General features: G+C 61.8%; 25 protein-coding genes. 19 read left to right on the top strand and 6 right to left on the bottom strand.

Annotated features, from left to right (window positions below; all coding sequences use genetic code 11):
- Positions 1-42: 42 nt before the first annotated feature.
- From ccoN (JFV30_RS05095) to hemN, 16 genes are all read left to right on the top strand, one after another.
- A complete protein-coding gene (ccoN, locus tag JFV30_RS05095; RefSeq protein WP_010176374.1) occupies positions 43-1,467 on the top strand; it encodes a cytochrome-c oxidase, cbb3-type subunit I in 1,425 nt (474 codons plus the stop codon).
- 10 nt (positions 1,468-1,477) lie between these two features.
- On the top strand, positions 1,478-2,086 hold the full coding sequence (gene ccoO / locus JFV30_RS05090; RefSeq protein WP_010176375.1) for a cytochrome-c oxidase, cbb3-type subunit II: 609 nt from the start codon (positions 1,478-1,480) through the stop codon (positions 2,084-2,086).
- A gap of 3 nt (positions 2,087-2,089) precedes the next feature.
- Positions 2,090-2,296 carry a cbb3-type cytochrome oxidase subunit 3 gene (locus tag JFV30_RS05085; RefSeq protein ID WP_003219012.1) on the top strand — a complete coding sequence of 69 codons (207 nt, stop codon included), beginning with the start codon at positions 2,090-2,092 and terminating at the stop codon, positions 2,294-2,296.
- A complete protein-coding gene (gene ccoP, locus JFV30_RS05080) occupies positions 2,293-3,240 on the top strand; it encodes a cytochrome-c oxidase, cbb3-type subunit III (protein ID WP_076017219.1) in 948 nt (315 codons plus the stop codon). Before JFV30_RS05085 ends, ccoP (JFV30_RS05080) begins: the two co-directional genes overlap by 4 nt.
- Positions 3,241-3,713: 473 nt before the next feature.
- Positions 3,714-5,156 (top strand): cytochrome-c oxidase, cbb3-type subunit I, encoded by a 1,443-nt coding sequence (gene ccoN, locus JFV30_RS05075; protein WP_003219015.1) that lies wholly within the window; start codon positions 3,714-3,716, stop codon positions 5,154-5,156.
- Positions 5,156-5,764, top strand: coding sequence for a cytochrome-c oxidase, cbb3-type subunit II (gene ccoO / locus JFV30_RS05070; protein ID WP_003193167.1), 609 nt, complete (start codon positions 5,156-5,158; stop codon positions 5,762-5,764). Before ccoN (JFV30_RS05075) ends, ccoO (JFV30_RS05070) begins: the two co-directional genes overlap by 1 nt.
- 5 nt (positions 5,765-5,769) lie before the next feature.
- Positions 5,770-5,955: a CcoQ/FixQ family Cbb3-type cytochrome c oxidase assembly chaperone gene (locus JFV30_RS05065; RefSeq protein ID WP_008437575.1), complete on the top strand. Its 186-nt coding sequence runs from the start codon at positions 5,770-5,772 to the stop codon at positions 5,953-5,955.
- Positions 5,952-6,929, top strand: a complete 978-nt coding sequence (gene ccoP / locus JFV30_RS05060) for a cytochrome-c oxidase, cbb3-type subunit III (protein ID WP_201122227.1) — start codon at positions 5,952-5,954, stop codon at positions 6,927-6,929. Before JFV30_RS05065 ends, ccoP (JFV30_RS05060) begins: the two co-directional genes overlap by 4 nt.
- A 172-nt stretch (positions 6,930-7,101) precedes the next feature.
- A complete protein-coding gene (locus JFV30_RS05055) occupies positions 7,102-7,356 on the top strand; it encodes a type II toxin-antitoxin system Phd/YefM family antitoxin (protein WP_201122225.1) in 255 nt (84 codons plus the stop codon).
- The gene (locus JFV30_RS05050; protein ID WP_201122223.1) at positions 7,356-7,766 is read left to right on the top strand and encodes a type II toxin-antitoxin system VapC family toxin; all 411 of its coding nucleotides are present in this window, start codon (positions 7,356-7,358) and stop codon (positions 7,764-7,766) included. Before JFV30_RS05055 ends, JFV30_RS05050 begins: the two co-directional genes overlap by 1 nt.
- Positions 7,767-7,973: 207 nt before the next feature.
- The gene (gene ccoG / locus JFV30_RS05045) at positions 7,974-9,389 is read left to right on the top strand and encodes a cytochrome c oxidase accessory protein CcoG (protein WP_169387425.1); all 1,416 of its coding nucleotides are present in this window, start codon (positions 7,974-7,976) and stop codon (positions 9,387-9,389) included.
- 14 nt (positions 9,390-9,403) lie between these two features.
- Positions 9,404-9,943, top strand: coding sequence for a FixH family protein (locus tag JFV30_RS05040; protein WP_010176382.1), 540 nt, complete (start codon positions 9,404-9,406; stop codon positions 9,941-9,943).
- A gap of 135 nt (positions 9,944-10,078) precedes the next feature.
- Positions 10,079-12,529: a heavy metal translocating P-type ATPase gene (locus JFV30_RS05035; protein ID WP_201122221.1), complete on the top strand. Its 2,451-nt coding sequence runs from the start codon at positions 10,079-10,081 to the stop codon at positions 12,527-12,529.
- A 22-nt stretch (positions 12,530-12,551) separates the two neighbouring features.
- Positions 12,552-12,770 carry a cbb3-type cytochrome oxidase assembly protein CcoS gene (gene ccoS / locus JFV30_RS05030; RefSeq protein ID WP_003219033.1) on the top strand — a complete coding sequence of 73 codons (219 nt, stop codon included), beginning with the start codon at positions 12,552-12,554 and terminating at the stop codon, positions 12,768-12,770.
- Positions 12,763-13,446 (top strand): sulfite exporter TauE/SafE family protein, encoded by a 684-nt coding sequence (locus JFV30_RS05025; protein ID WP_201122218.1) that lies wholly within the window; start codon positions 12,763-12,765, stop codon positions 13,444-13,446. Before ccoS ends, JFV30_RS05025 begins: the two co-directional genes overlap by 8 nt.
- 103 nt (positions 13,447-13,549) lie before the next feature.
- Complete coding sequence (gene hemN / locus JFV30_RS05020; protein WP_201122216.1) at positions 13,550-14,932, top strand: oxygen-independent coproporphyrinogen III oxidase; 1,383 nt, start codon at positions 13,550-13,552, stop codon at positions 14,930-14,932.
- Positions 14,933-14,937: 5 nt separating this feature from the next.
- Here hemN and JFV30_RS05015 read toward each other — a convergent pair whose 3' ends face one another.
- A complete protein-coding gene (locus JFV30_RS05015; RefSeq protein WP_201122214.1) occupies positions 14,938-15,426 on the bottom strand; it encodes a hypothetical protein in 489 nt (162 codons plus the stop codon).
- A 154-nt stretch (positions 15,427-15,580) separates the two neighbouring features.
- Here JFV30_RS05015 and fnr point away from each other — a divergent pair, with 154 nt between their 5' ends.
- Together fnr and JFV30_RS05005 are read left to right on the top strand one after the other, a co-directional pair.
- Positions 15,581-16,315 (top strand): fumarate/nitrate reduction transcriptional regulator Fnr, encoded by a 735-nt coding sequence (fnr, locus tag JFV30_RS05010; RefSeq protein WP_003219044.1) that lies wholly within the window; start codon positions 15,581-15,583, stop codon positions 16,313-16,315.
- An 80-nt stretch (positions 16,316-16,395) separates the two neighbouring features.
- Positions 16,396-16,944 carry an adenine phosphoribosyltransferase gene (locus JFV30_RS05005; RefSeq protein WP_010176387.1) on the top strand — a complete coding sequence of 183 codons (549 nt, stop codon included), beginning with the start codon at positions 16,396-16,398 and terminating at the stop codon, positions 16,942-16,944.
- 6 nt (positions 16,945-16,950) lie between these two features.
- Here JFV30_RS05005 and JFV30_RS05000 read toward each other — a convergent pair whose 3' ends face one another.
- The 5 genes from JFV30_RS05000 to dnaX all read right to left on the bottom strand — a co-directional run bounded on the left by JFV30_RS05000 (position 16,951) and on the right by dnaX (position 22,483).
- A complete protein-coding gene (locus tag JFV30_RS05000) occupies positions 16,951-18,099 on the bottom strand; it encodes an acyl-CoA dehydrogenase family protein (protein WP_201122212.1) in 1,149 nt (382 codons plus the stop codon).
- A 102-nt stretch (positions 18,100-18,201) separates the two neighbouring features.
- On the bottom strand, positions 18,202-18,804 hold the full coding sequence (recR, locus tag JFV30_RS04995; protein ID WP_003219049.1) for a recombination mediator RecR: 603 nt from the start codon (positions 18,802-18,804) through the stop codon (positions 18,202-18,204).
- Between the two features lie 65 nt (positions 18,805-18,869).
- On the bottom strand, positions 18,870-19,904 hold the full coding sequence (locus JFV30_RS04990) for an NADP-dependent oxidoreductase (protein WP_201122210.1): 1,035 nt from the start codon (positions 19,902-19,904) through the stop codon (positions 18,870-18,872).
- Between the two features lie 139 nt (positions 19,905-20,043).
- Positions 20,044-20,382: a YbaB/EbfC family nucleoid-associated protein gene (locus tag JFV30_RS04985; protein ID WP_003193199.1), complete on the bottom strand. Its 339-nt coding sequence runs from the start codon at positions 20,380-20,382 to the stop codon at positions 20,044-20,046.
- Positions 20,383-20,425: 43 nt separating this feature from the next.
- On the bottom strand, positions 20,426-22,483 hold the full coding sequence (gene dnaX, locus JFV30_RS04980; protein ID WP_201122208.1) for a DNA polymerase III subunit gamma/tau: 2,058 nt from the start codon (positions 22,481-22,483) through the stop codon (positions 20,426-20,428).
- A gap of 133 nt (positions 22,484-22,616) precedes the next feature.
- Here dnaX and JFV30_RS04975 point away from each other — a divergent pair, with 133 nt between their 5' ends.
- Entirely contained in the window at positions 22,617-23,366 is a 750-nt protein-coding gene (locus JFV30_RS04975; RefSeq protein WP_010176391.1) for a substrate-binding periplasmic protein, read from the top strand.
- Positions 23,367-23,409 lie beyond the last annotated feature (43 nt).

Here is a 23,409-nt window from a genome sequence, read left to right as displayed (position 1 = left end):
CAAGTGCCGCATTTGCTTGGGTTGAACCGTGGATGGGGAACCATGAACACTACTTTAAGTACCGCCTATAACTACAAGGTGGTCCGCCAATTCGCCATTATGACGGTGGTGTGGGGCATCGTCGGCATGGGGCTCGGGGTTTTTCTCGCCGCCCAGTTGGTATGGCCCGAACTCAACTTCAATTTGCCCTGGACCAGTTTCGGCCGCTTGCGCCCGCTGCACACCAACGCGGTAATCTTCGCCTTTGGCGGTTGCGCGCTGTTTGCCAGCTCCTTCTACTCGGTACAACGCACCTGCCAAACGCAACTGTTTGCGCCAAAGATCGCCCAGTTCTGCTTCTGGGGCTGGCAGTTGGTCATTGTGCTGGCCGCGATCACTTTGCCGCTGGGCTACACCAGCTCCAAGGAATACGCCGAGCTGGAATGGCCGATCGATATCCTGATCACCATCGTCTGGGTGGCCTACGCCATCGTGTTCTTCGGCACGGTGATGAAGCGCAACACCAAGCACATCTACGTCGGTAACTGGTTCTTCGGTGCGTTCATCATCACTGTGGCCATCCTGCATATCGTCAACAACCTGGAAATCCCGGTCAGCCTGACCAAGTCCTACTCGCTGTACGGCGGTGCGACGGATGCCATGGTGCAGTGGTGGTACGGGCACAACGCGGTAGGCTTTTTCCTCACTGCGGGCTTCCTGGGGATGATGTACTACTTCGTGCCAAAACAGGCCGAGCGTCCGGTGTACTCCTATCGCCTGTCCATCGTTCACTTCTGGGCACTGATCACCCTGTACATCTGGGCAGGCCCGCACCACTTGCACTACACCGCGCTGCCGGACTGGGCACAGTCCCTGGGCATGGTGATGTCCCTGGTGCTGCTGGCACCGAGCTGGGGCGGGATGATCAACGGCATGATGACGCTCTCGGGCGCCTGGCATAAGTTGCGCAGCGACCCGATCCTGCGCTTCCTGGTGGTGTCCCTGGCGTTCTACGGCATGTCGACGTTTGAAGGGCCGATGATGGCCATCAAGACGGTCAACGCCCTCTCCCACTACACCGACTGGACCATCGGCCACGTACACGCCGGCGCCCTCGGCTGGGTGGCGATGATTTCCATCGGCGCGCTGTACCACATGATCCCGAAAATCTTCGGTCGCGAGCAGATGTACAGCCTCGGCCTGATCAACGCGCACTTCTGGCTGGCCACCATCGGCACCGTGCTCTACATCGCCTCGATGTGGGTCAACGGCATCGCCCAGGGCCTGATGTGGCGTGCGGTCAACGAAGACGGCACCTTGACCTACTCCTTCGTCGAAACCCTGGTGGCCAGCCACCCGGGCTTCATCGTGCGGCTGGTGGGCGGGGCAATCTTCCTCAGCGGCATGTTCCTGATGGCTTACAACACTTGGCGCACCGTGCGTTCGGCACAGCCTGCCGAAGTCGCCAACGCCGCGCAGATGGCCTGAGGAGTCGATGATGAAACACGAAACCATTGAAAAGAACGTCGGCCTGCTGATGCTGCTGATGGTGCTCGCCGTGAGCATCGGCGGCCTGACCCAGATCGTGCCGCTGTTCTTCCAGGACGTGACCAACAAGCCGGTGGAAGGCATGAAGCCCTACACCGCGCTGCAATTGGAAGGCCGTGACATCTACATCCGCGAAGGCTGCGTGCAGTGCCACTCGCAGATGATCCGCCCGTTCCGCGCCGAAACCGAGCGCTACGGCCACTACTCGGTCGCCGGTGAAAGCGTGTGGGATCACCCGTTCCTGTGGGGCTCCAAGCGCACCGGGCCAGACCTGGCCCGCGTCGGCGCGCGCTACTCGGACGACTGGCACCGCGCGCACTTGTACAACCCGCGCAACGTGGTGCCGGAATCGAAGATGCCGGCGTATCCATGGCTGGTCACCGCCCCGGTCGACAGCAGCCACACTGAGACCAAGCTCAAAGTGATGCGCACCCTGGGCGTGCCGTACACCGACGACGACATCGCCGGCGCCGTGGCCACACTCAAGGGCAAGACCGAGATGGACGCGCTGGTTTCCTACCTGCAAGTGCTCGGCACTGCCATCAAGAGCAAGAGGTGAGCCATGGGATTTGAATTCGATGCTGGAACCATCCGCGGCCTCGGCACGCTGGTCGTGGCCATCGCCTTCATCGGCCTGTCGCTGTGGGTGTTCAACTCGCGGCGCAACGCGGAGTTCGCAGAAGCCTGCCTGCTGCCGTTTGCCGATGAACCCCTACCGCCAACCCCCGACGCTCAAGAAGAGCCTGCAACAAGGAGCAACCGGCCATGACTACCTTCTGGAGTACATGGATCTGTGTACTGACCCTCGGCAGCCTGATCGGCCTGACCTGGCTGTTGATCGGCACCCGCAAGGGCGAGACCAAGGGCAGCGTGGACCAGACCATGGGCCACGCCTTCGATGGGATCGAGGAGTACGACAACCCGCTGCCGCAATGGTGGTTCATGCTGTTCGCCGGCACCCTGGTGTTTGCCGTCGGCTACCTGATCCTCTACCCGGGCCTGGGCAACTGGAAAGGCGTGTTGCCGGGCTATGAAGACGGCTGGACCCAGACCAAGGAATGGGACAAGGAAATGGCCAAGGCCGACGCCAAATTCGGACCGATCTTCGCCAAATTCGCGGCCATGCCGGTGGAAGAAGTCGCCAAGGACCCGCAGGCGCTGAAAATGGGCGGCCGCCTGTTTGCCTCCAACTGCGCGGTGTGCCATGGCTCGGACGCCAAGGGCGCCTACGGCTTCCCGAACCTGGCAGACAACATCTGGCGCTGGGGCGGTTCGGCGGATGCAATCAAGATGACCATCATGAATGGCCGTCACGCCGCGATGCCGGCCTGGGGTGAAGTACTGGGTGAAGACGGTGTGAAAAACGTCGCCGCCTATGTGCGCCACGAATTGGCGGGCCTGCCGTTGCCGGCCGACAGCACTGCGGATGTCGCCGCAGGCCAGGTCGCGTTCAGCACCACTTGCGTGGCGTGCCACGGCCCGCAAGGCCATGGCGTGGAAGCCATGGGCGCACCGAACCTGACGCAGCCAAGCGGCTTTATCTACGGCACCAGCCTGGCACAGTTGCAGCAAACCATTCGCCACGGCCGCCAGGGCCAGATGCCGGCGCAGGAAGTGCTGCAAGGCAATGACAAGGTGCACCTGCTGGCCGCCTACGTTTACAGCCTGTCCCACAATGCCGATGGCGCAACGCCTGACAGCCAACCCGAGTAATCCAGTACTACCCAAAAGCCGCGCCTGATTCAGGTGCGGCTTTTTTGCGACCCATTGTCGCACCCTTCCGATCGCTGACTTTCCCCTCCTGCCATTCGGGTCTACGCTTGTTTGCACAGTGGACCGGCATTGGCCGGTCGATGGCCGACTTGCACTCGATGGGTTGAAACATTTCTGCTCGATGACAGGCGCAAAGGCTGGTACTTACCGGCTGTCGTGCCACTGACCATTCGTCACCCGGGCCGCTTGTTTACACACACCTAGTTACAAGTACCTTCGACCCCTCTAAAATCCTGTCCAAGTCGTCAGCTTTTAACCCTGAATTTTGTCCTTACGCCAAACATGGAAAGGGCGCAGAATCTGGTTTGGAACGCATTGACGCAGGTCACCTTGCGTTGCAATGGAATCTTGCTTTCTCCATACTTGCGACCGATTTTTACCCTATAAAAAAACCTAAACCGTGGAACCTTAGAATGAGCACAGCAATCAGTCCGACTGCTTATAACTATAAGGTAGTCCGCCAGTTCGCCATCATGACGGTGGTCTGGGGGATCCTTGGCATGGGGCTCGGCGTTTTCATTGCCTCGCAACTGGTTTGGCCAGAGTTGAATTTTGGCCTGCCATGGACGACGTTTGGACGCCTGCGCCCGTTGCACACCAACCTGGTGATTTTCGCCTTCGGCGGATGTGCACTGTTTGCCACTTCTTACTACGTCGTGCAGCGAACCTGCCAAACGCGACTGATTTCCGATGCATTGGCTGCCTTTACCTTCTGGGGCTGGCAAGCGGTCATCGTTGGCGCGATCGTCACCCTGCCGCTGGGCTACACCACCACCAAGGAATACGCCGAGCTGGAATGGCCGATCGCCATTTTGCTGGCCATCGTCTGGGTGACCTACGCAGTGGTGTTCTTCGGCACCATCGTCAAGCGCAAGACCAAGCATATCTACGTCGGCAACTGGTTCTACGGGGCGTTTATCCTGGTAACGGCGATGCTGCACATCGTCAACCACGCGTCCTTGCCGGTGAGTTTCTTCAAGTCCTACTCGGCCTACGCCGGGGCGACCGACGCGATGATCCAGTGGTGGTACGGCCACAACGCCGTAGGCTTCTTCCTCACCACCGGCTTCCTGGGGATGATGTACTACTTCGTGCCGAAACAGGCCGAGCGTCCGATCTACTCCTATCGCCTGTCCATCGTGCACTTCTGGGCACTGATCACCCTGTACATCTGGGCAGGCCCGCACCACTTGCACTACACCGCACTGCCGGACTGGGCCCAGTCCCTGGGCATGGCGATGTCGATCATCCTGCTGGCCCCGAGCTGGGGCGGCATGATCAACGGCATGATGACCCTGTCGGGCGCCTGGCATAAATTGCGCACCGACCCGATCCTGCGGTTCCTCGTGGTCTCCCTGGCGTTCTACGGCATGTCGACCTTCGAAGGCCCGATGATGGCCATCAAGACCGTCAACTCGCTATCCCACTACACCGACTGGACCATCGGCCACGTACACGCCGGCGCCCTCGGCTGGGTAGCGATGATCTCCATCGGCGCGCTGTACCACATGATCCCGAAACTGTTCGGCCGTGCGCAGATGCACAGCGTCAGCCTGATCAACACGCACTTCTGGCTGGCCACCATCGGTACCGTGCTCTACATCGCCTCGATGTGGGTCAACGGCATCACCCAGGGCCTGATGTGGCGTGCAATCAACGATGACGGCACCCTCACCTACTCCTTCGTCGAAGGGCTGCAAGCCAGCCATCCGGGTTACATCGTGCGCGCCCTGGGCGGTGCGATCTTTGCCAGCGGCATGCTGTTCATGGCCTACAACGTGTGGCGCACCGTGCGTGCCTCCGACCCTGTAGAAGCCGAAGCCGCTACCAAGATCGCCGTTGTGGGAGCTCACTGATGAAGCATGAAGTAGTCGAGAAGAATATCGGCCTGCTGGCCTTCTTCATGGTCATCGCCGTGAGTATCGGCGGCCTGACCCAGATCGTTCCGCTGTTTTTCCAGGACGTGACCAACAAGCCGGTGGAAGGCATGAAGCCGCGCACCGCCCTTGAACTGGAAGGCCGCGACGTCTACATCGCCAACGGTTGTGTCGGCTGCCACTCGCAGATGATCCGTCCGTTCCGCGCCGAAACCGAACGCTATGGCCACTACTCGGTGGCGGGTGAAAGCGTGTGGGACCACCCGTTCCTGTGGGGTTCCAAGCGTACCGGCCCGGACCTGGCCCGTGTCGGCGGTCGTTACTCCGATGACTGGCAGCGTGCGCACTTGTACAACCCGCGCAACGTGGTGCCCGAGTCGAAAATGCCGGCGTACCCGTTCCTGGTCGAAAACAAACTCGACGGCAAGGACACCGCCAAGAAGATGGAAGTCTTGCGCACCCTGGGCGTGCCTTACACCGACGAAGACATCGCCGGCGCGGCCGCTGCCGTGAAGGGCAAGACCGAAATGGACGCACTGGTGGCCTACTTGCAAGGCCTTGGCACCATCATCAAAAGCAAACGGTGATCTGGATGGATATCGGGATGATTCGAGGCCTGGGCACCGTTGTCGTGATGGTGGCCTTTATCGGCCTGGCCTTGTGGGTGTTCAGCCCCAAGCGCAAGTCGGAGTTTGAAGACGCGACGTTGCTGCCCTTCGCGGATGATCCCGAAGCCATCAAGCACGTCGTAGAAGCGTCTAGGAGTAACAAAGAATGACTACGTTCTGGAGTCTGTACGTCACAGTCCTCAGTCTGGGTACCATTTTCGCCCTGACCTGGCTGCTGCTGTCGACCCGCAAGGGCCAGCGCGCCGAACAAACCGATGAAACCGTTGGCCACTCGTTCGACGGCATCGAGGAGTACGACAACCCGCTGCCCAAATGGTGGTTCATGCTGTTCGTCGGCACCATCATCTTCGCCCTCGGCTACCTGGCGCTGTACCCCGGCCTGGGCAACTGGAAAGGCCTGCTGCCGGGCTACGCCTACCTCGACAACGACAAGCAAACCCCGTTTGCCAACGGCCAGACCGGCTGGACCGGCGTGCACGAATGGGAAAAGGAAATGGCCAAGTCGGACGCCCGGTTCGGGCCGATCTTCGCCAAATTCGCAGCGATGCCGATCGAAGAAGTGGCCAAGGACCCGCAAGCCTTGAAGATGGGCGGCCGTTTGTTCGCCTCCAACTGCTCGGTGTGCCACGGTTCCGACGCCAAGGGCGCCTACGGCTTCCCCAACCTGACCGACGCCGACTGGCGCTGGGGCGGTGAGCCGGCGACCATCAAGGAAACCATCATGAAAGGCCGCCACGCGGTGATGCCGGCCTGGGCCGAAGTCATTGGCGAGCAAGGCGTGGCCGACGTGGCTGGTTTTGTGGTGACCAACCTCGACGGGCGCAAACTGCCGGAAGGCGCCAAGGCCGACGTGGCCAACGGTGCGAAACTGTTCGCCGCCAACTGCGTGGCCTGCCACGGTCCGCAGGGCAAGGGTACGCCAGCCATGGGCGCACCTGACCTGACGCATCCGGGCGCGTTCATCTACGGTTCGAGCTTCGCACAACTGCAGCAGACCATCCGTTATGGCCGTCAGGGCCAGATGCCTGCGCAGGAGCAGTTGCAGGGGAATGACAAGGTGCACTTGCTGGCGGCATACGTTTACAGCCTGTCCCATGGGGATAAGGCGGCTGAGGCCGAGTAAGGCAGAAAGGCAATAAAAAACGGCCCCGCCAGTGAAGATTGGCGAGGCCGTTTTTGATTTCAATCCAAAAAAATCCGGCGCTACCTAGCAACGTATCTACATTTGAGGTTGATCAAGAAAAACCGCAGTAGTAACGTATCTACATTCGTACCCCATGAGGAGGCTAGCCCCCATGACCATCACCACCATCTCCAGCCGTGAATTCAATCAAGACACAAGCGGTGCCAAAAAAGCCGCCCGCCAGGGCCCGGTTTTTATCACTGATCGGGGCAAGCCTGCCCATGTACTGCTAAGCATTGAGGACTACCAAAAACTGACAGGCCTCAATGCCGACATCGTTGACCTGTTGTTGATGCCTGAAGCGGCCGATATCGAGTTCGAAACCGAACGCGCCGTGATCATTCATCGACCCGTGGACTTTTCTTGATGTATCTACTCGACACCAATGTCATTTCTGAACTGCGCAAACCCCAGGCCGATGCAAACGTGGTCGCCTGGGCCAAAAGTGTCATCGCACCACGGATGTATATTTCAGCCATTACCTTGAAGGAGCTGGAAACAGGGGTCCTGCGAATGGAGCGGCGTGATCCTGCTCAGGGGAAGATTTTACGTACCTGGCTCAAGCGCCATGTGATGCCGGCATTTGATGCCAGAATCCTGCCGATTGATGCAGCAGTGGCGTTGCGCTGTGCCAGTTTGCATGTGCCAGACCAAGCCAACGAAAGTGACGCGCTAATCGCTGCAACCGCTCTGGTGCATGGACTGACCGTCGTCACACGCAACGTCAGCGATTTTCAATCCAGCGGTGTCGCGTTGATCAATCCATGGAACGAATGACCGGTAAGGCTGCAAAAACCGTCCATACTTCACAAGTCAATTGATCCAGATCACGTACACCATCAAATGATTTCCCCCAACGCGACCAAAGGTCGCACCCGTTGAAGGGGATCAGGGGCGTATCATTACGCCACTGCAACACCCCTATTTTGACCCCGGTTGGCACGTACTGGCCGAGGCAAATCTCCACCGCCGTGGGATGCAATGATGAGCAACCAGATACCGGTACAGAACGTTACCCCGCCTGCCAAAAATTCGAACAACACCGTCGACCTCTACGCGTCCAGGGAGAAAATCTACACCCGCGCCTTCACCGGTTTGTTCCGCAATTTGCGGATGCTCGGTGGCGCCGGTCTGTTCCTCCTGTACTTCGGTACCGTGTGGCTGAATTGGGGTGGCCATCAGGCCGTCTGGTGGAACCTGCCGGAGCGTAAGTTCTTCATTTTTGGCGCGACCTTCTGGCCCCAGGATTTCATCCTGCTGTCGGGCATCCTGATCGTGGCGGCGTTTGGCCTGTTCTTCATCACGGTGTACGCCGGCCGTGTCTGGTGTGGTTACACCTGCCCGCAAAGCGTGTGGACCTGGATTTTCATGTGGTGCGAAAAGGTCACCGAAGGCGACCGCAACCAACGCATCAAGCTGGACAAGGCGCCGATGAGCGCCAACAAGTTCCTGCGCAAGTTCAGCAAGCACAGCCTGTGGCTGATCATCGGTTTTGTCACCGGCATGACCTTCGTCGGCTACTTCTCGCCGATCCGTGAACTGGTGTTCGACTTCTTCACCGGCCAGGCCGATGGCTGGTCGTATTTCTGGGTCGGTTTCTTCACCCTCGCCACCTACGGCAACGCCGGCTGGCTGCGGGAGCAAGTGTGTATCTACATGTGCCCGTATGCGCGCTTCCAGAGCGTGATGTTCGACAAGGACACCCTGATCGTTTCCTACGATCCGCGCCGTGGCGAAGCCCGTGGCCCGCGCAAAAAAGGCATCGACTACAAGGCCGAAGGCCTGGGGGATTGCATCGATTGCACGATGTGCGTGCAGGTATGCCCCACCGGTATCGACATCCGTGACGGCCTGCAAATCGAATGCATCGGCTGCGCCGCCTGCATCGACGCCTGCGACAACATCATGGACAAGATGGAATACCCTCGCGGCCTGATCAGCTACACCACCGAGCACAACCTCTCGGGGCAGAAAACCCATAAGCTGCGCCCGCGCCTGATCGGTTACGCCCTGGTGCTGCTGGCGATGATCAGCCTGTTGGTGGCCGCGTTTTTCATGCGTTCGCTGGTGGGTTTCGATGTCAGCAAGGACCGCGTGCTGTACCGCGAAAACGCCGAAGGCCGGATCGAAAACGTCTACAGCCTGAAGATCATGAACAAGGACCAGCGCGACCACACCTACGTGCTCGACGCTGCTGGCCTGCCGGACCTCAAGCTGCAAGGCCGGCGCGAGATCAAGGTGGCTGCCGGGGAAATCTTCAGCATGCCGGTGGAGCTGTCGAGCGCACCCGAGCAACTGCCGTCGAGCACCAACGAGGTGAAATTCATCCTCAGGGACGCCGATGACCAAAGCGTTCACATTGAAGCCAAGAGCCGATTCATCGGCCCACAAGTTCGTTAATAGAGAGCACAACAATGCCCGCAGCTACAGCCGCAAGCCCCTGGTACAAGCACCTCTGGCCCTGGATCATCATTGGGATCCTGGCGTGCTCGGTAACGTTGACCTTGTCCATGGTGACCATCGCGGTGAACAACCCCGACAACCTGGTCAACGACAACTACTACGAGGCCGGCAAAGGCATCAATCGCTCCCTGGACCGCGAGTTGCTGGCCCAGACCCTGCAACTGCGCGCCAAGGTGCACCTGGACGAACTGACCGGCGAAGTCGAGTTGCACCTCACCGGCAACAGCGGGCCCGGCACCCTGGAACTCAACCTGATCTCGCCGACCCAGCCGGAGAAGGACCGCAAGATCATCCTGACCCGCAGCGACAGCGAACCCGGCCGCTACATTGGCCAGGTGACCGACAAGGTCGAAGGCCGCCGCTTCGTCGAATTGCTCGGCGTGGAAGGCGACCGGACCTGGCGCATGTTTGAAGAAGAACAGGTCAGCCATGACAAGGACTTGCTGCTGGGCGACGAGCCGCTGCAGGGTGCTGAAGACCTGAAAAAATAGCACCGTACCTGTTCGATCGTTCCCGCGCTCTGCGCGGGAATGCAGCCCGTGACGCTCCGCGTCACAAGAGCGGACGCGGAGCGTCCAGCGAGGCGTTCCCACGCAGAGCGTGGGAACGATCATCGGAACTGAGCCATGACCACCCCTACCCCTTGCTACCACTGCGCACTGCCCGTTCCGCCCGGCAGCCGGTTCACCGCCGTGATCCTCGGCGAGTCCCGCGAGCTGTGCTGCCCGGGCTGCCAGGCAGTGGCCGAGGCGATTGTCGCCGGTGGCCTGGAAAGCTACTACCAGCACCGCAGCGAAGCCTCGGCCAACCCCGAGGCGCTGCCGGTGCAACTGGTGGACGAACTGGCGCTGTATGACCGTGCGGATGTGCAAAAACCCTTCGTACGCCACGACGGTGATCTGTCGGAAGCCACCCTGTTGATGGAAGGCATCAGTTGCGCCGCCTGTGGCTGGCTGATCGAAAAACACCTGCGCAACCTGCCCGCCGTGGCCGAGGCGCGACTGAACCTGTCCAACCATCGCCTGCACGTGCGCTGGGCCGACGGGCAATTGCCGCTGAGCCAACTGCTCGGCGAGTTGCGCCACATCGGCTACGCCGCCCACCCGTATCAAGCCGACCGCGCCGCCGAACAGCTGGCCAGCGAAAACCGCCTGGCCTTGCGCCAATTGGGCGTGGCCGGGCTGCTGTGGTTCCAGGCAATGATGGCGACGATGGCCACCTGGCCGGAATTCAATATCGACCTGAGCCCGGAGCTGCATGTGATCCTGCGCTGGGTCGCGATGTTTCTCACCACACCGATCGTGTTCTACAGCTGCGCGCCGTTCTTCAAGGGCGCGATGCGCGACCTGCGTACCCGCCACCTGACCATGGATGTTTCGGTATCCCTGGCGATCGGCGGTGCGTACCTGGCCGGGATCTGGACCGCCATCACCGGCACCGGCGAGCTGTATTTCGATGCGGTCGGCATGTTTGCCCTGTTCCTGCTCGCCGGGCGTTACCTGGAGCGCCGCGCCCGGGAACGCACGGCGGCGGCCACCGCACAGTTGGTCAACCTGCTGCCGGCCTCGTGCCTGCGCATGAGTGCCGATGGCCAGAGTGAACGCATCCTGCTCAGCGAGCTCGCCTTGGGTGATCGGGTTCTGGTACACCCGGGCGCGGTACTGCCGGCGGACGGCATCATCCTCGACGGCCAGTCGAGCATCGACGAATCCCTGCTGACCGGCGAGTACCTGCCGCAACCACGACAGGTCGGCGATGCAGTCACCGCCGGCACGCTCAATGTGGAAGGCGCGCTGACCGTCGAAGTCCGCGCGTTGGGCCACGACACGCGCCTGTCGGCCATCGTGCGCCTGCTGGAACGGGCCCAGGCGGAAAAACCCCGGCTGGCGGAAATCGCCGACCGCGCCGCTCAATGGTTCCTGCTGTGCTCGTTGATCGCCGCCGCAGTCATCGGGCTGGTGTGGTGGGAGCTGGATTCATCGCGAGCCTTCTGGATTGTCCTGGCGATGCTGGTTGCAACCTGTCCTTGCGCCCTGTCCCTGGCCACGCCCACCGCCCTGACGGCGGCCACCGGCACCCTGCACAAACTCGGCTTGCTGCTGACCCGGGGCCACGTATTGGAAGGCCTGAACCAGATCGACACGGTGATCTTCGACAAGACCGGCACCCTCACCGAAGGCCGCCTGGCTTTGCGCGCGATTCGTCCGCTGGGCGTGCTGGGCAGCGACGAATGCCTGAGCCTTGCCGCCGCGCTGGAACAACGCTCCGAACACCCGATCGCCCGCGCATTCGGCCGTGCACCCCTGGCGGCAGATGAGGTGCTCAGCACACCGGGGCTGGGCCTGGAAGGGCGCGTCGGCGAACGCCAGTTGCGCATTGGCCAGCCGGGTTTTGTCTGTGAACTGAGTGGTTGTGCCCTCCCCGACTCGCCAAAGGACGCCGGCCAATGGCTGCTGCTGGGCGACACCCAAGGTGCCCTGGCCTGGTTTGTCCTGGATGACCGCCTGCGCAGTGACGCGCCCGCCTTGCTCGCGGCCTGCAAAGCCCGGGGCTGGCGCACGTTGCTGCTGTCGGGCGACAGCTCGCCGATGGTCGCCAGTGTCGCTGCGGAGCTGGGTATCGATGAAGCCCGCGGCGGCCTGCGCCCCGACGACAAGCTGCACATGCTGCAACAACTGCACAAGGAAGGTCGCAAGGTGCTGATGCTCGGCGATGGCGTCAACGACGTGCCGGTGCTGGCCGCTGCCGATATCAGCGTGGCCATGGGCTCGGCCACCGACCTGGCCAAGACCAGCGCCGACGCGGTGCTGCTGTCGAACCGCCTCGACGCCCTGGTACAAGCCTTTACCCTGGCCCGGCGCACCCGTCGGGTAATCATTGAAAACCTGCTGTGGGCCGGGCTGTACAATGGCCTGATGTTGCCGTTTGCCGCCCTTGGCTGGGTCACCCCGATCTGGGCGGCGATCGGCATGTCCCTCAGTTCGTTGACCGTGGTGCTCAACGCCCTGCGCCTGACTCGCATGCCGAGCACGCCAGCCGCGAGCCCCGCCCCCGTAACCCGTCCGCTGCCGGCTTGAGCCGCGCGGGCATGGAGTGCAGATGCCAGCTCTTTACGTGATGATCCCGGCGGCACTGTTGATCGTGGCCATCGCCATTTACATCTTCTTCTGGGCGGTGGACAGCGGCCAGTACGACGATTTGGACGGCCCGGCCCACAGCGTGCTGTTCGACGACCAGGACCCGAATCACCTGGCCGCCGTCGATGAAGCCAACGGCCCCGAGCAACCGCCCAAGCCCAAAGACCCGCCCCATGCTTGAACTGGCGCCCCTGCTGGTCTCGGCGGTGATCCTCGGCCTGCTGGGCGGCGGCCATTGCCTGGGCATGTGCGGCGGCCTGATGGGCGCGCTGACCCTGGCGATACCCAAGGAGCAACGCAGTCGGCGCTTTCGCCTGCTGCTGGCCTACAACCTGGGACGCATCCTCAGCTACGCCACCGCCGGCCTGTTGATCGGCCTGGCCGGCTGGGCGGTGGCCAACAGCCCGGCAGCGATGTTCATGCGCCTCCTCGCCGGGCTGCTGCTGATCTGCATGGGCTTGTACCTGGCCGGCTGGTGGAGCGGCCTGACCCGCATCGAAAGCCTCGGTCGCGGCCTGTGGCGCCATATCCAGCCGGTTGCCAACCGTTTGTTGCCGGTGTCCAGCCTGCCCCGGGCATTGCTGCTGGGCGCGCTCTGGGGCTGGCTGCCGTGCGGCCTGGTCTACAGCACCCTGCTGTGGGCGGCCAGCCAAGGCAATGCGCTGGACAGTGCAATGCTGATGCTCGCGTTTGGCCTTGGTACCTGGCCGGTGCTGCTGGCCACCGGCCTCGCAGCCGAGCGTGTCACTGCTCTGTTGCGCAAACGCAGCGTGCGCATGACCGGAGGCCTGCTGGTGATTGTGTTTGGCCTGTGGACACTGCCAGGCCCCCATCAGCACTGGCTAATGGGCCATTAAAAGGCCATGTGGCATAGCGCCGCTCCCCGTTGATGCAAATCAAGATGGCCCCTGCACCCAGCCCCTAGACTCGGCCCACTAGCCTATCCGGGGGAACGCCCGCATGCTCGACGCCATTCGTTGGGACACTGATCTGATTCACCGCTACGACCTGGCGGGGCCGCGCTACACCTCGTACCCCACCGCCGTACAATTCGACAGCCAGGTCGGCACCTTCGACCTGCTCCACGCCCTGCGCGACAGTCGCAAGGCCGCACGGCCCTTGTCGCTGTACGTGCATGTGCCGTTCTGCGCAAATATTTGCTACTACTGCGCCTGCAACAAGGTCATCACCAAGGACCGCGGGCGGGCCCAGGCCTACCTGCAGCGCCTGGAGCAGGAAATCCAGCTGGTGGCCTGTCACCTCGACCCGAAACAGCCGGTGGAGCAACTGCATTTTGGCGGCGGCACCCCGACCTTTCTCAGCCACGACGAACTGCGTCAGGTGATGGGCCGGCTGCGCCAGCACTTCAACCTGCTGGACGATGATTCCGGCGACTACGGGATTGAAATCGACCCACGGGAAGCCGACTGGGCGACCATGGGCCTGCTGCGCGAGCTGGGTTTCAACCGCGTCAGTATCGGCGTGCAGGACCTGGACCCCGAAGTGCAGCGGGCCGTGAACCGCCTGCAAAGCCTGGAAGAAACCCGGGCGGTGATCGACGCCGCGCGCACCCTGCAGTTTCGTTCGATCAACATCGACCTGATCTACGGCCTGCCCAAGCAGACACCGTTGAATTTCGCCCGCACGGTGCAGGAAGTCATCAGCCTGCAACCCGACCGGCTTTCGGTGTTCAACTATGCACACCTGCCAGAGCGTTTCATGCCCCAGCGGCGGATCAACACCGACGACCTGCCCTCCCCGGCCGAAAAGCTGCTGATGCTGCAAACCACCATCGAGCAGTTGACCCAGGCCGGCTACCGCTACATCGGCATGGACCACTTCGCCCTGCCGGACGACGAACTGGCCATCGCCCAGGAAGAAGGCACCCTGCAACGCAACTTCCAGGGCTACACCACCCACGGGCATTGCGACTTGATCGGGCTCGGGGTGTCGGCGATCAGCCAGATTGGCGACCTGTACTGCCAGAACAGCAGCGACCTGAATCACTACCAGAACGCCCTCGCCGGCGCGCAACTGGCCACCAGCCGTGGGTTGTTGTGCACCACGGATGACCGGCTGCGACGGGAAGTGATTCAGCAGTTGATCTGCAATTTCAGCCTGAATTTCGAGAAGATCGAACAGGCGTTCAACATCGATTTTCGCGGCTATTTCGACGAACTTTGGCTGCAGCTGGAAGCGATGACCGAGGACGGACTGATCGAAGTCGACCCACAGGGCATCCGCGTATTACCGGCGGGACGCCTGCTGGTGCGCTCGGTGTGCATGGTGTTCGATGCCTACCTGGAGCATCAGAACCGGCAACGATTTTCGCGGGTGATCTGAGGGTGTTACTTCGCCATCAGGCTCATTGCTTCCATCTGGGCCTGGGGCGTCTCGTCTTTCAAGACTTTGGCCAATTGCGTCTGGGCTGTCATCAAGCCGGCCTGGATGGTCGCCACGTCGCCCTGCAAGCCTGCCACCTTGGCCTGGCGTGCCTCCGGACTCAGGGAGGTGTTAGCCATGGCTGCGGAGAGCTCCGCCATCTTCTGCGCAAGCTGCTTTTTCAGCTCGCGGATCATTTTCAACAGTTGCTTGGCGCTGTCGCTCAGGCTGCTCTCGTCAATATCGCTGTTGGAGGACTTCTTCGCCGAGGCCATGCCCATCCCCGCACCGGAAATGGTGACCTTTACGCCTTCAGTGGCGCTGGGCTCCGCCGCCTTGGTTTCAGCAGCCGGCGCTTTGGCGGCCGCTTCTTTTTCCTTGGCTGCATCGGCAGCTTTCCAAATCGACACCGCTGCCGCGTTGATAATCGGGTTTTGGACCGTGCTGACTGACATGATCTGAGCTCCAGCTCATTTGAGAGACATCCATGTATCGGCGCCGATACATAAAGCTTTATACCGTTGCTGCTTTTTTGTACACGCTGGCCTGATCGCCCCCCAGTGCGTTACCCTTACGTCTTATGTGTGTTTTCCCACAAGGATTTAAGAAATGTCCGAGCCAGTTAAACTGCGCGCTCATAGCCAGGCTCATTGCAAGGATTGCAGCCTGGCCCCCCTCTGCCTGCCACTTTCGTTGAATTTGGAAGACATGGAAGCGCTGGACGAGATCGTCAAACGCGGTCGCCCACTGAAGAAAGGCGAGTTCCTGTTTCGCCAGGGCGACAAGTTTGATTCCGTTTATGCAGTACGTTCGGGTGCGTTGAAAACCTTCAGCCTGAGCGATGGCGGCGAAGAGCAGATCACCGGTTTCCACCTGCCCAGCGAGCTGGTCGGGTTGTCGGGCATGGACACCGAGATTCATCCGGTGTCGGCCCAGGCCCTTGAAACCACCTCGGTGTGTGAAATCCCGTTCGAGCGCCTGGATGAACTGGCCCTGCAGTTGCCACAACTGCGCCGCCAGTTGATGCGCGTGATGAGCCGGGAAATCCGCGACGACCAGCAGATGATGCTGCTGTTGTCGAAGAAAACTGCCGACGAGCGGATCGCCACGTTCCTGGTCAACCTCTCCGCGCGTTTCCGTGCCCGGGGTTTCTCGGCCAACCAGTTCCGCCTGAGCATGTCGCGCAACGAAATCGGCAATTACCTGGGCCTCGCGGTGGAAACCGTGTCCCGCGTATTCACCCGCTTCCAGCAGAACGAGTTGATTGCGGCCGAAGGCAAGGAAGTGCACATCCTTGACCCGATCCAGCTCTGCGCTTTGGCTGGCGGTTCGCTCGACGGTTGATCCAGACACCTGCGGCCGCGCCAATCGGCTGGGTCGCAGGTATACTTCGAGTCCGTTTTCCGCCCCAGGACTCCTCGACGATGGTCTTCGATTCGTTCGACATCAAATCCCTGATTCGCCCAGTCATCGACTTCCCCAAGCCTGGGGTGATCTTTCGCGACATCACGCCGCTGTTCCAGTCGCCCAAGGCCTTGCGCCTGGTGGCCGACACCTTCGTTCATCGCTACGTCGAGGCCGAGTTCACGCACATTGGTGCGATGGACGCCCGGGGCTTTTTGATCGGTTCGATCATTGCCTACCAGCTGAACAAACCGCTGATCCTGTTCCGCAAGCAAGGCAAACTGCCGGCTGACGTGCTGGCCGAGGGTTACCAGACCGAGTACGGCGAAGCTTTCCTGGAAGTGCACGCCGACAGTTTGTGCGAGGGTGATTCGGTGCTGATGTTCGATGACCTGATTGCCACCGGCGGCACGCTGATCGCAGCGGCCAACCTGGCACGGCGCATGGGCGCACGGATTTTCGAAGCGGCAGCGATCATTGACCTGCCGGAGCTCGGTGGGTCCCAGCGTCTGGAAGACATGGGCATTCCTACGTTCTGCCTGACGCAGTTTGCGCTGACGGACCGTTGATCCGGGTTACAAGCCCATCTGCTTGCTGATGATTTCGTTCATCACTTCCCGAGTCCCGCCACCGATGGACAGGATGCGGTTGTCGCGATACAGCCGCTCCACCAGGTTGCCGCGCATGTAACCCTGGCCGCCGAGGATCTGCACCGCGTCATAGGTCACGCGGTCGGCGGTATCGGTGGCGAGGTTCTTGGCCATGGAAATCTCCTTGATCACACTCTTGCCTGCGGCCATCTTGGCGGCCTGGCGGTAGGTGAATTCCCGGGAGACTTCCACCGCCGTGGCCATTTCCGCCAGGCGATGCTTGAGCACCTGGAACTTGCCGATAGGCTTACCAAACGCTTCGCGCCGGGCCGCCCACTCCAGGCTTTCCTCCAGGGCCATCTGCGCCGTCATGTTGGCCATCAAGGCCAGGGCCAGCCGTTCGCTCTGGAAGTTACCCATGATGCAGGCGAAACCCATGTTCTCGGCGCCAATCAGGTTGCCTACCGGTACGCGGCAATCGTCGAAGAACAGCTCGGCGGTGTCCGACGCCCACCAGCCCATTTTCTTCAGTGGCGTCCCGGTGGTGAAGCCAGGCGTGTCCTTTTCGATCAACAACAGGCTGATACCGCCAAACCCCGGCCCACCGGTGCGCACTGCCACGGTGTAGAAATCGGCGCGCTGGCCGCTGGTGATAAAGGTTTTGCTGCCGCTGACCCGGTAATGGTCGCCGTCGAGCACGGCGCGGGTTTGCAGGTTGGCGACATCGGAGCCGCCGCCGGGCTCGGTGACGGCCAGGGCGCAGATCTTCTCGCCGCACAAGACCTGCGGTGCGACACGATCACGTATTTCAGGCCGGGCCCATTTGACGATGGGTGGCAAGCCGATATCCAGCGAGCCCAACCCCGCTACCACGCCGCCGGAGCCACAGCGCATCAGCTCTTCGCTGGCCGCGACCTTGGCGAACAGGTCACCTTCGTGGCTGCCGCCCAGGGCTTCGGGGTAACCGATGCCGAGGATCCCCGCCGCGCCAGCCTTGAGGTACAGCTCCCGGGGGAAGCTCTCGGCTTCTTCCCACTGCTCGATGCCCGGCAACATCTCGCGCTCGACGAAACGTCGCACGCTGTCACGGACCAATTGGTGGCTGGGGTCGAAGTATTCCTGATAGGCAGACATCGGCAAGCTCCACGGGAAGGTGGAGCGAACTTACCAAGCGCTTGCTTGGTTATCAAGCAAGAAGAAAGACTCCTGAACACCACAAAACAAATGTGGTGTTTGTTACAGGGCGATCGGCTTACGCCCGGCAAACGAATGCGCCAGGGTACCACCATCCACCAGTTCCAACTCGCCACCCAGCGGTACGCCGTGGGCGATACGCGAAGTGATCAGGCCTTTGTTGGTCAGCAACTGCGCGATGTAATGGGCTGTCGCTTCGCCTTCCACCGTAGGGTTGGTGGCCAGGATCACCTCGACAAAGGTGCCCTGCTCCTCGATCCGCGTCACCAGTTGCGGAATACCAATGGCCTCCGGCCCCAGCCCGTCCAGTGGCGACAGATGGCCCTTGAGCACAAAGTAACGCCCGCGGTAACCGGTCTGCTCCACCGCGTACACGTCCATCGGCCCTTCGACCACGCACAGCAGCGTGTCGTCGCGGCGCGGGTCGGCACATTGCGGGCAGAGTTCTTCTTCGGTCAGGGTGCGGCACTGGCGGCAGTGGCCTACGCCTTCCATGGCCTGGCTCAAGGCCTGGGCCAGTCGGGACCCACCGCTGCGATCACGCTCCAGCAGTTGCAGCGCCATGCGCTGGGCGGTTTTCTGGCCCACGCCCGGCAAAGTACGCAGGGCGTCGATCAGTTGACGAATCAGGGGGCTGAAGCTCATGGGGAAAGGTCCGACAAAACAACGAGACGCGGTTTATACCCGCGCCCCAGATTAGCGTCAAATGCTCAATCTTGTGCGACGCGCACCACCAACTTGCCGAAGTTACGCCCCTCCAGCAAACCGATAAAGGCTTCAGGCGCCTGCTCCAGACCTTCCACCACGTCCTCGCGGAACTTGATCTTGCCGTCCCGCACCCACGGCGCCATGGCACTGAGGAACTCCGGCTGGCGGTCGCCGTAGTCATCAAACACGATAAAACCCTGGATCCGCACACGCTTGGTCAGCAACGTACGTTGCAGCGCGGGCAGCCGGTCAGGGCCGCTGGGGGCTTCGTGGGCGTTGTAGCCGGCGATCAGGCCGCACAACGGAATGCGCGCCTTGGCATTCAGCAGCGGCACCACCGCGTCGAACACCTTGCCGCCGACGTTTTCAAAGTAGATGTCGATGCCTTTGGGACAAGCCTGGGCCAGCTCTTCGGCAAAGTTGTCGCCCTTGTGATCGATGCACGCATCAAAGCCCAGCTCATCCACCACATAACGGCACTTGTCGGCGCCACCGGCCACGCCGACCACCCGCAGGCCCTTGATCTTCGCCACCTGGCCGACCACCGAGCCCACCGCACCGGAAGCCGCCGCCACCACCAGGGTTTCCCCGGACGTGGGTTGGCCGATGTCCGTGAGGCCCATGTAGGCGGTCATGCCGGGCATCCCCAGCACACCCAAGGCCATGGACGGACTGGCCAGGCCCTTGGGCACCGGGATCAGGTTGCGGCCATCGGAGATGCTGTGGCTCTGCCAGCCGGTGGAACCGACCACCAGGTCACCCACTTCGAACTTGGGATTGCGGGATTGCTCGATACGGCTGACAGCGCCACCGGTGATCACCTCGTCGATTTCTACGGGTGCGGCGTAGGACGGTGCATCACTCATGCGCCCGCGCATGTACGGGTCCAGAGACAGGTAAAGGGTTTTCAGCAGGACCTGGCCGTCGGCCAGTTCCGGCAGCGCGACGCGTTCCAGGCGAAAGTTTTCCGGCACCGGTGCGCCGTGAGGGCGTGAGACCAGCACGATGCGCTGGTTGAGGGTCAATGCTTCGGTCATCAGCGAGGCTCCTTCTATCGGTGATTGAATTCAACGGTATAGGGTGCAGACAGCATTCAAGGGTTACGCGTTCGATCAGCTTACCCCCAAAAAAAATGCCAGGCACGGGGCCTGGCATTTTCAGTCGCGGGCTTGCCGGTCAGAACGGCAGCTTCATCCCCGGTGGCAGTTGCATGCCAGCGGTCACACCGGACATTTTGTCCTGGCTGTTGGCTTCGATCTTGCGCACGGCGTCGTTGACGGCCGCGGCGAACAGCGCCTCAAGCATTTCCAGGTCATCTTCGCCAACACCCGGCAATACGCTTGGGTCGATGCTCACGCGCTTGATGTCGTGACGACCGGTCATCACGACGCTGACCATATCGCCACCGGCTTTACCGGTGACTTCGGCGTTGGCCAGTTCTTCCTGCATCTTGGCCATCTTTTCCTGCATCTGCTGCGCCTGCTTCATCAGGCCGGCCATGCCACCTTTCATCATGGGAATCACCTCAAAAGTACGTGGATCAATTATTGGCCCCGGCTTACGACGCTTGGGGAACCGGGGCTTCTACAGGTTCAATAGTATCGTGACGCACCACCGCGCCAAACTGCTCCATCATCTGCTGGATGAGCGGATCACCGTGGATCGACTCTTCAGCCTCGCGCTGGCGGTTGACCCGGCGACGGGAAGCGGCCTGGGCCGGGGTTTCCTGCTCGGGCTTGATCAGCTCGATGCTGATGGTCAGCGTGCGTCCGTGGAACTGGTTCAGGGCATCGTTGAGCCGACGCTGCTGGGTCGCGTTGAACAGGGCGCTGTGGGCCGGGTCCAGGTGCAGCAACCAATGGTCGCCATCCACGGCAATCAGCGTGCAGTTGGCGGCGATGCTGCCGGTCATGCCGGAAATCGGCAGTTTCGGGAACAGCTCCAGCCATTGCAACGCCAGGCCGGTGGCCGGCATCGCTGCCGGTTCGGGTTCGGGCTCCGGGGCGGGCTCGGCGGTATGTTCGCTGGCCAGGTCGTCCAGGTAGCTGTAGGCCGAGTCCATGTCCGGCTCGATGTAGTCTTCGTCCAGCGGCGGCTCGTCGTCGAGGTCGGTGCCCGGGGTAGCGGCGTCCACTTGAGCGACGGTCGGCTCCGGCACCGGGGCCGACACCCACTCGGGAGCGTCCGGCACCACGCTGTCCGGGGTTGGCGACGGCATCGGCGTCAGTTCGGGCTGCTCGGCGGCGGTTTCCAGTACCGGCTCGACGGCAGGCTGCAGCTCGACTTCGGCTTCTACCGGGTCGTTCCACGGCAAGTCGACTTCAGGCACAGGGGCCGGCTCAACCACCGGTTCAGGCACGACCACAGGCGCTACGGGCTCGGCAACCACCGGGGCCGGTGCCGGCGCAACCGGCGCAGGCGGCGAAACCACTGGCGCGACAACAGCCGGGCCAGCCACTGGTTTGGCGGAATCAACTGTGGCCTGGCTGATCCCCACTGGCTTTAGCGGCTGTCTCGGCGCATCCGCCGTGTCGACGGGCCTGAAGGCCAGCATCCGCAGCAGGACCATTTCGAAGCCGCCGCGCGGGTCGGGTGCCAACGGCAAGTCACGTCGGCCAATCAGGCCCATCTGGTAGTAGAACTGCACATCTTCGGCCGGCAGCGCCTGGGCCAGGGCCAGCACGCGGTCGCGGTCGCCATGGCCGTTGTCGACACCTTCAGGCAAGGCCTGGGCGATGGCGACTCGGTGCAGCACGTTGAGAATTTCCGAGAGCACGCCATTCCAGTCCGGGCCTTGCTCGGACAGATGGCGCACGGCTTCGAGCAACGCCTTGGCGTCGCCCTCGATCAGCGCGTGCAGCACATCGAACACCTGGCCGTGGTCCAGGGTGCCAAGCATCGCCCGCACATCGGCCGCCATGACCTTGCCTTCACCAAAGGCGATGGCCTGGTCGGTGAGGCTCATGGCGTCGCGCATCGAGCCGTCGGCGGCACGCCCCAACAGCCACAGGGCGTCGTCTTCGAACGGCACGTTCTCGACGCCCAGCACGTGGGTCAAATGCTCGACCACCCGCTCCGGGGTCATGTTTTTCAGGGAGAACTGCAGGCACCGCGACAAAATCGTTGCAGGAAGTTTCTGCGGGTCGGTGGTGGCCAGGATGAATTTGACGTAGGGCGGCGGCTCTTCCAGGGTTTTCAACAACGCGTTGAACGAGTGGCTGGAGAGCATGTGCACTTCGTCGATCAGGTAGACCTTGAAGCGGCCGCGGCTCGGTGCGTACTGCACGTTGTCGAGCAGCTCGCGGGTGTCTTCGACCTTGGTGCGGCTGGCGGCGTCGATCTCGATCAGGTCGACAAAGCGCCCTTCGTCGATTTCCCGGCACACCGAGCAGGTACCGCAGGGCGTCGAGGTAATGCCGGTTTCACAGTTCAGGCACTTGGCGATGATACGGGCAATGGTGGTCTTGCCCACACCGCGGGTACCGGTGAACAGGTAGGCGTGGTGCAGCCGCTGGCTGTCCAAGGCATTGATCAGAGCCTTGAGCACATGGGTCTGGCCGACCATTTCGCGGAACGAGCGCGGACGCCATTTACGTGCAAGAACCTGATAACTCATCGAAAACCGTCGCAACTGGGAAGCGGAAGCGGGTAATGCTAGCGGAGCAAGGGGGAAATTGCATCCGGCACGCTCGTCTAATCTGACTAAGCTGGTCTAACCAAGCCTTTAAATGGCTGAAGCCGGAGAGTTTATGCGCGCAGTCCTGGGCGCCTTGTGGATGATTGCAACGGTCAGCCTGGCGGCCCCCGCACCTCTGCGTTTCTCCATTTCCGACAGCTGGACCATGCCCATGGTGCAACTCGACCAGGGCCAGCCGACCCAGGGCATTTTGTATGACGTGATGTTGAGCCTGGCCACCCAGGTCGGGCGCCCCGCGAAATTCGTGGTGCTGCCCCGTGCGCGCATCGACACCGCCATGGAGCGCGGGGACGTTGATGTTCGCTGCTACGTAACGCCGGCGTGGCTGAACAACCTGTCGGGCGACTACACCTGGAGCCTCCCGCTGATGGTGCAACGCAATGTGCTGGTCGCCGCGCAGGTGCCACCGCTGTCAGTGCGCCTGGACAGTCTGGCGTCGCAACACATCGGCACGGTGCTTGGCTATAGCTACCCGACCCTGGAACCACGCTTCGCCAGGGGCCAGCTCAGCCGCGAGGACAGCCGCAGTGAGGAGCAGGTGTTGCAGAAGCTCGCGGCCGGGCGCTTCAACTATGCGGTGAGCAATGAATGGATCCTCGACCGCTTTAATCAGCAATTACCGCCCACACAGCGCCTGCACACAGTGGCCGTGATCGAAGAACAAAGCCTGGGTTGTTATGTGCGCAACGACCCGCAGGTGCCCGGGCAACAGATCCTGCGCACGTTGCTGCGGATGAAAATGTCCGGCGAGATTGATGAAATCATCCAGCTGTACACCGGGAACAGCGCCCCCGCCCCTTGAGGTCATCTGATTTACTCTGTGGCGAGGGAGCTTGCGCCCTCGC

Origin of the sequence: Pseudomonas sp. TH32 (assembly GCF_016650855.1) — a bacterium.
Classification (GTDB): Bacteria; Pseudomonadota; Gammaproteobacteria; order Pseudomonadales; family Pseudomonadaceae; genus Aquipseudomonas.
Note: the sequence above shows the minus strand (reverse complement) of the source record. Positions and strands in the feature narration are given on the sequence as shown.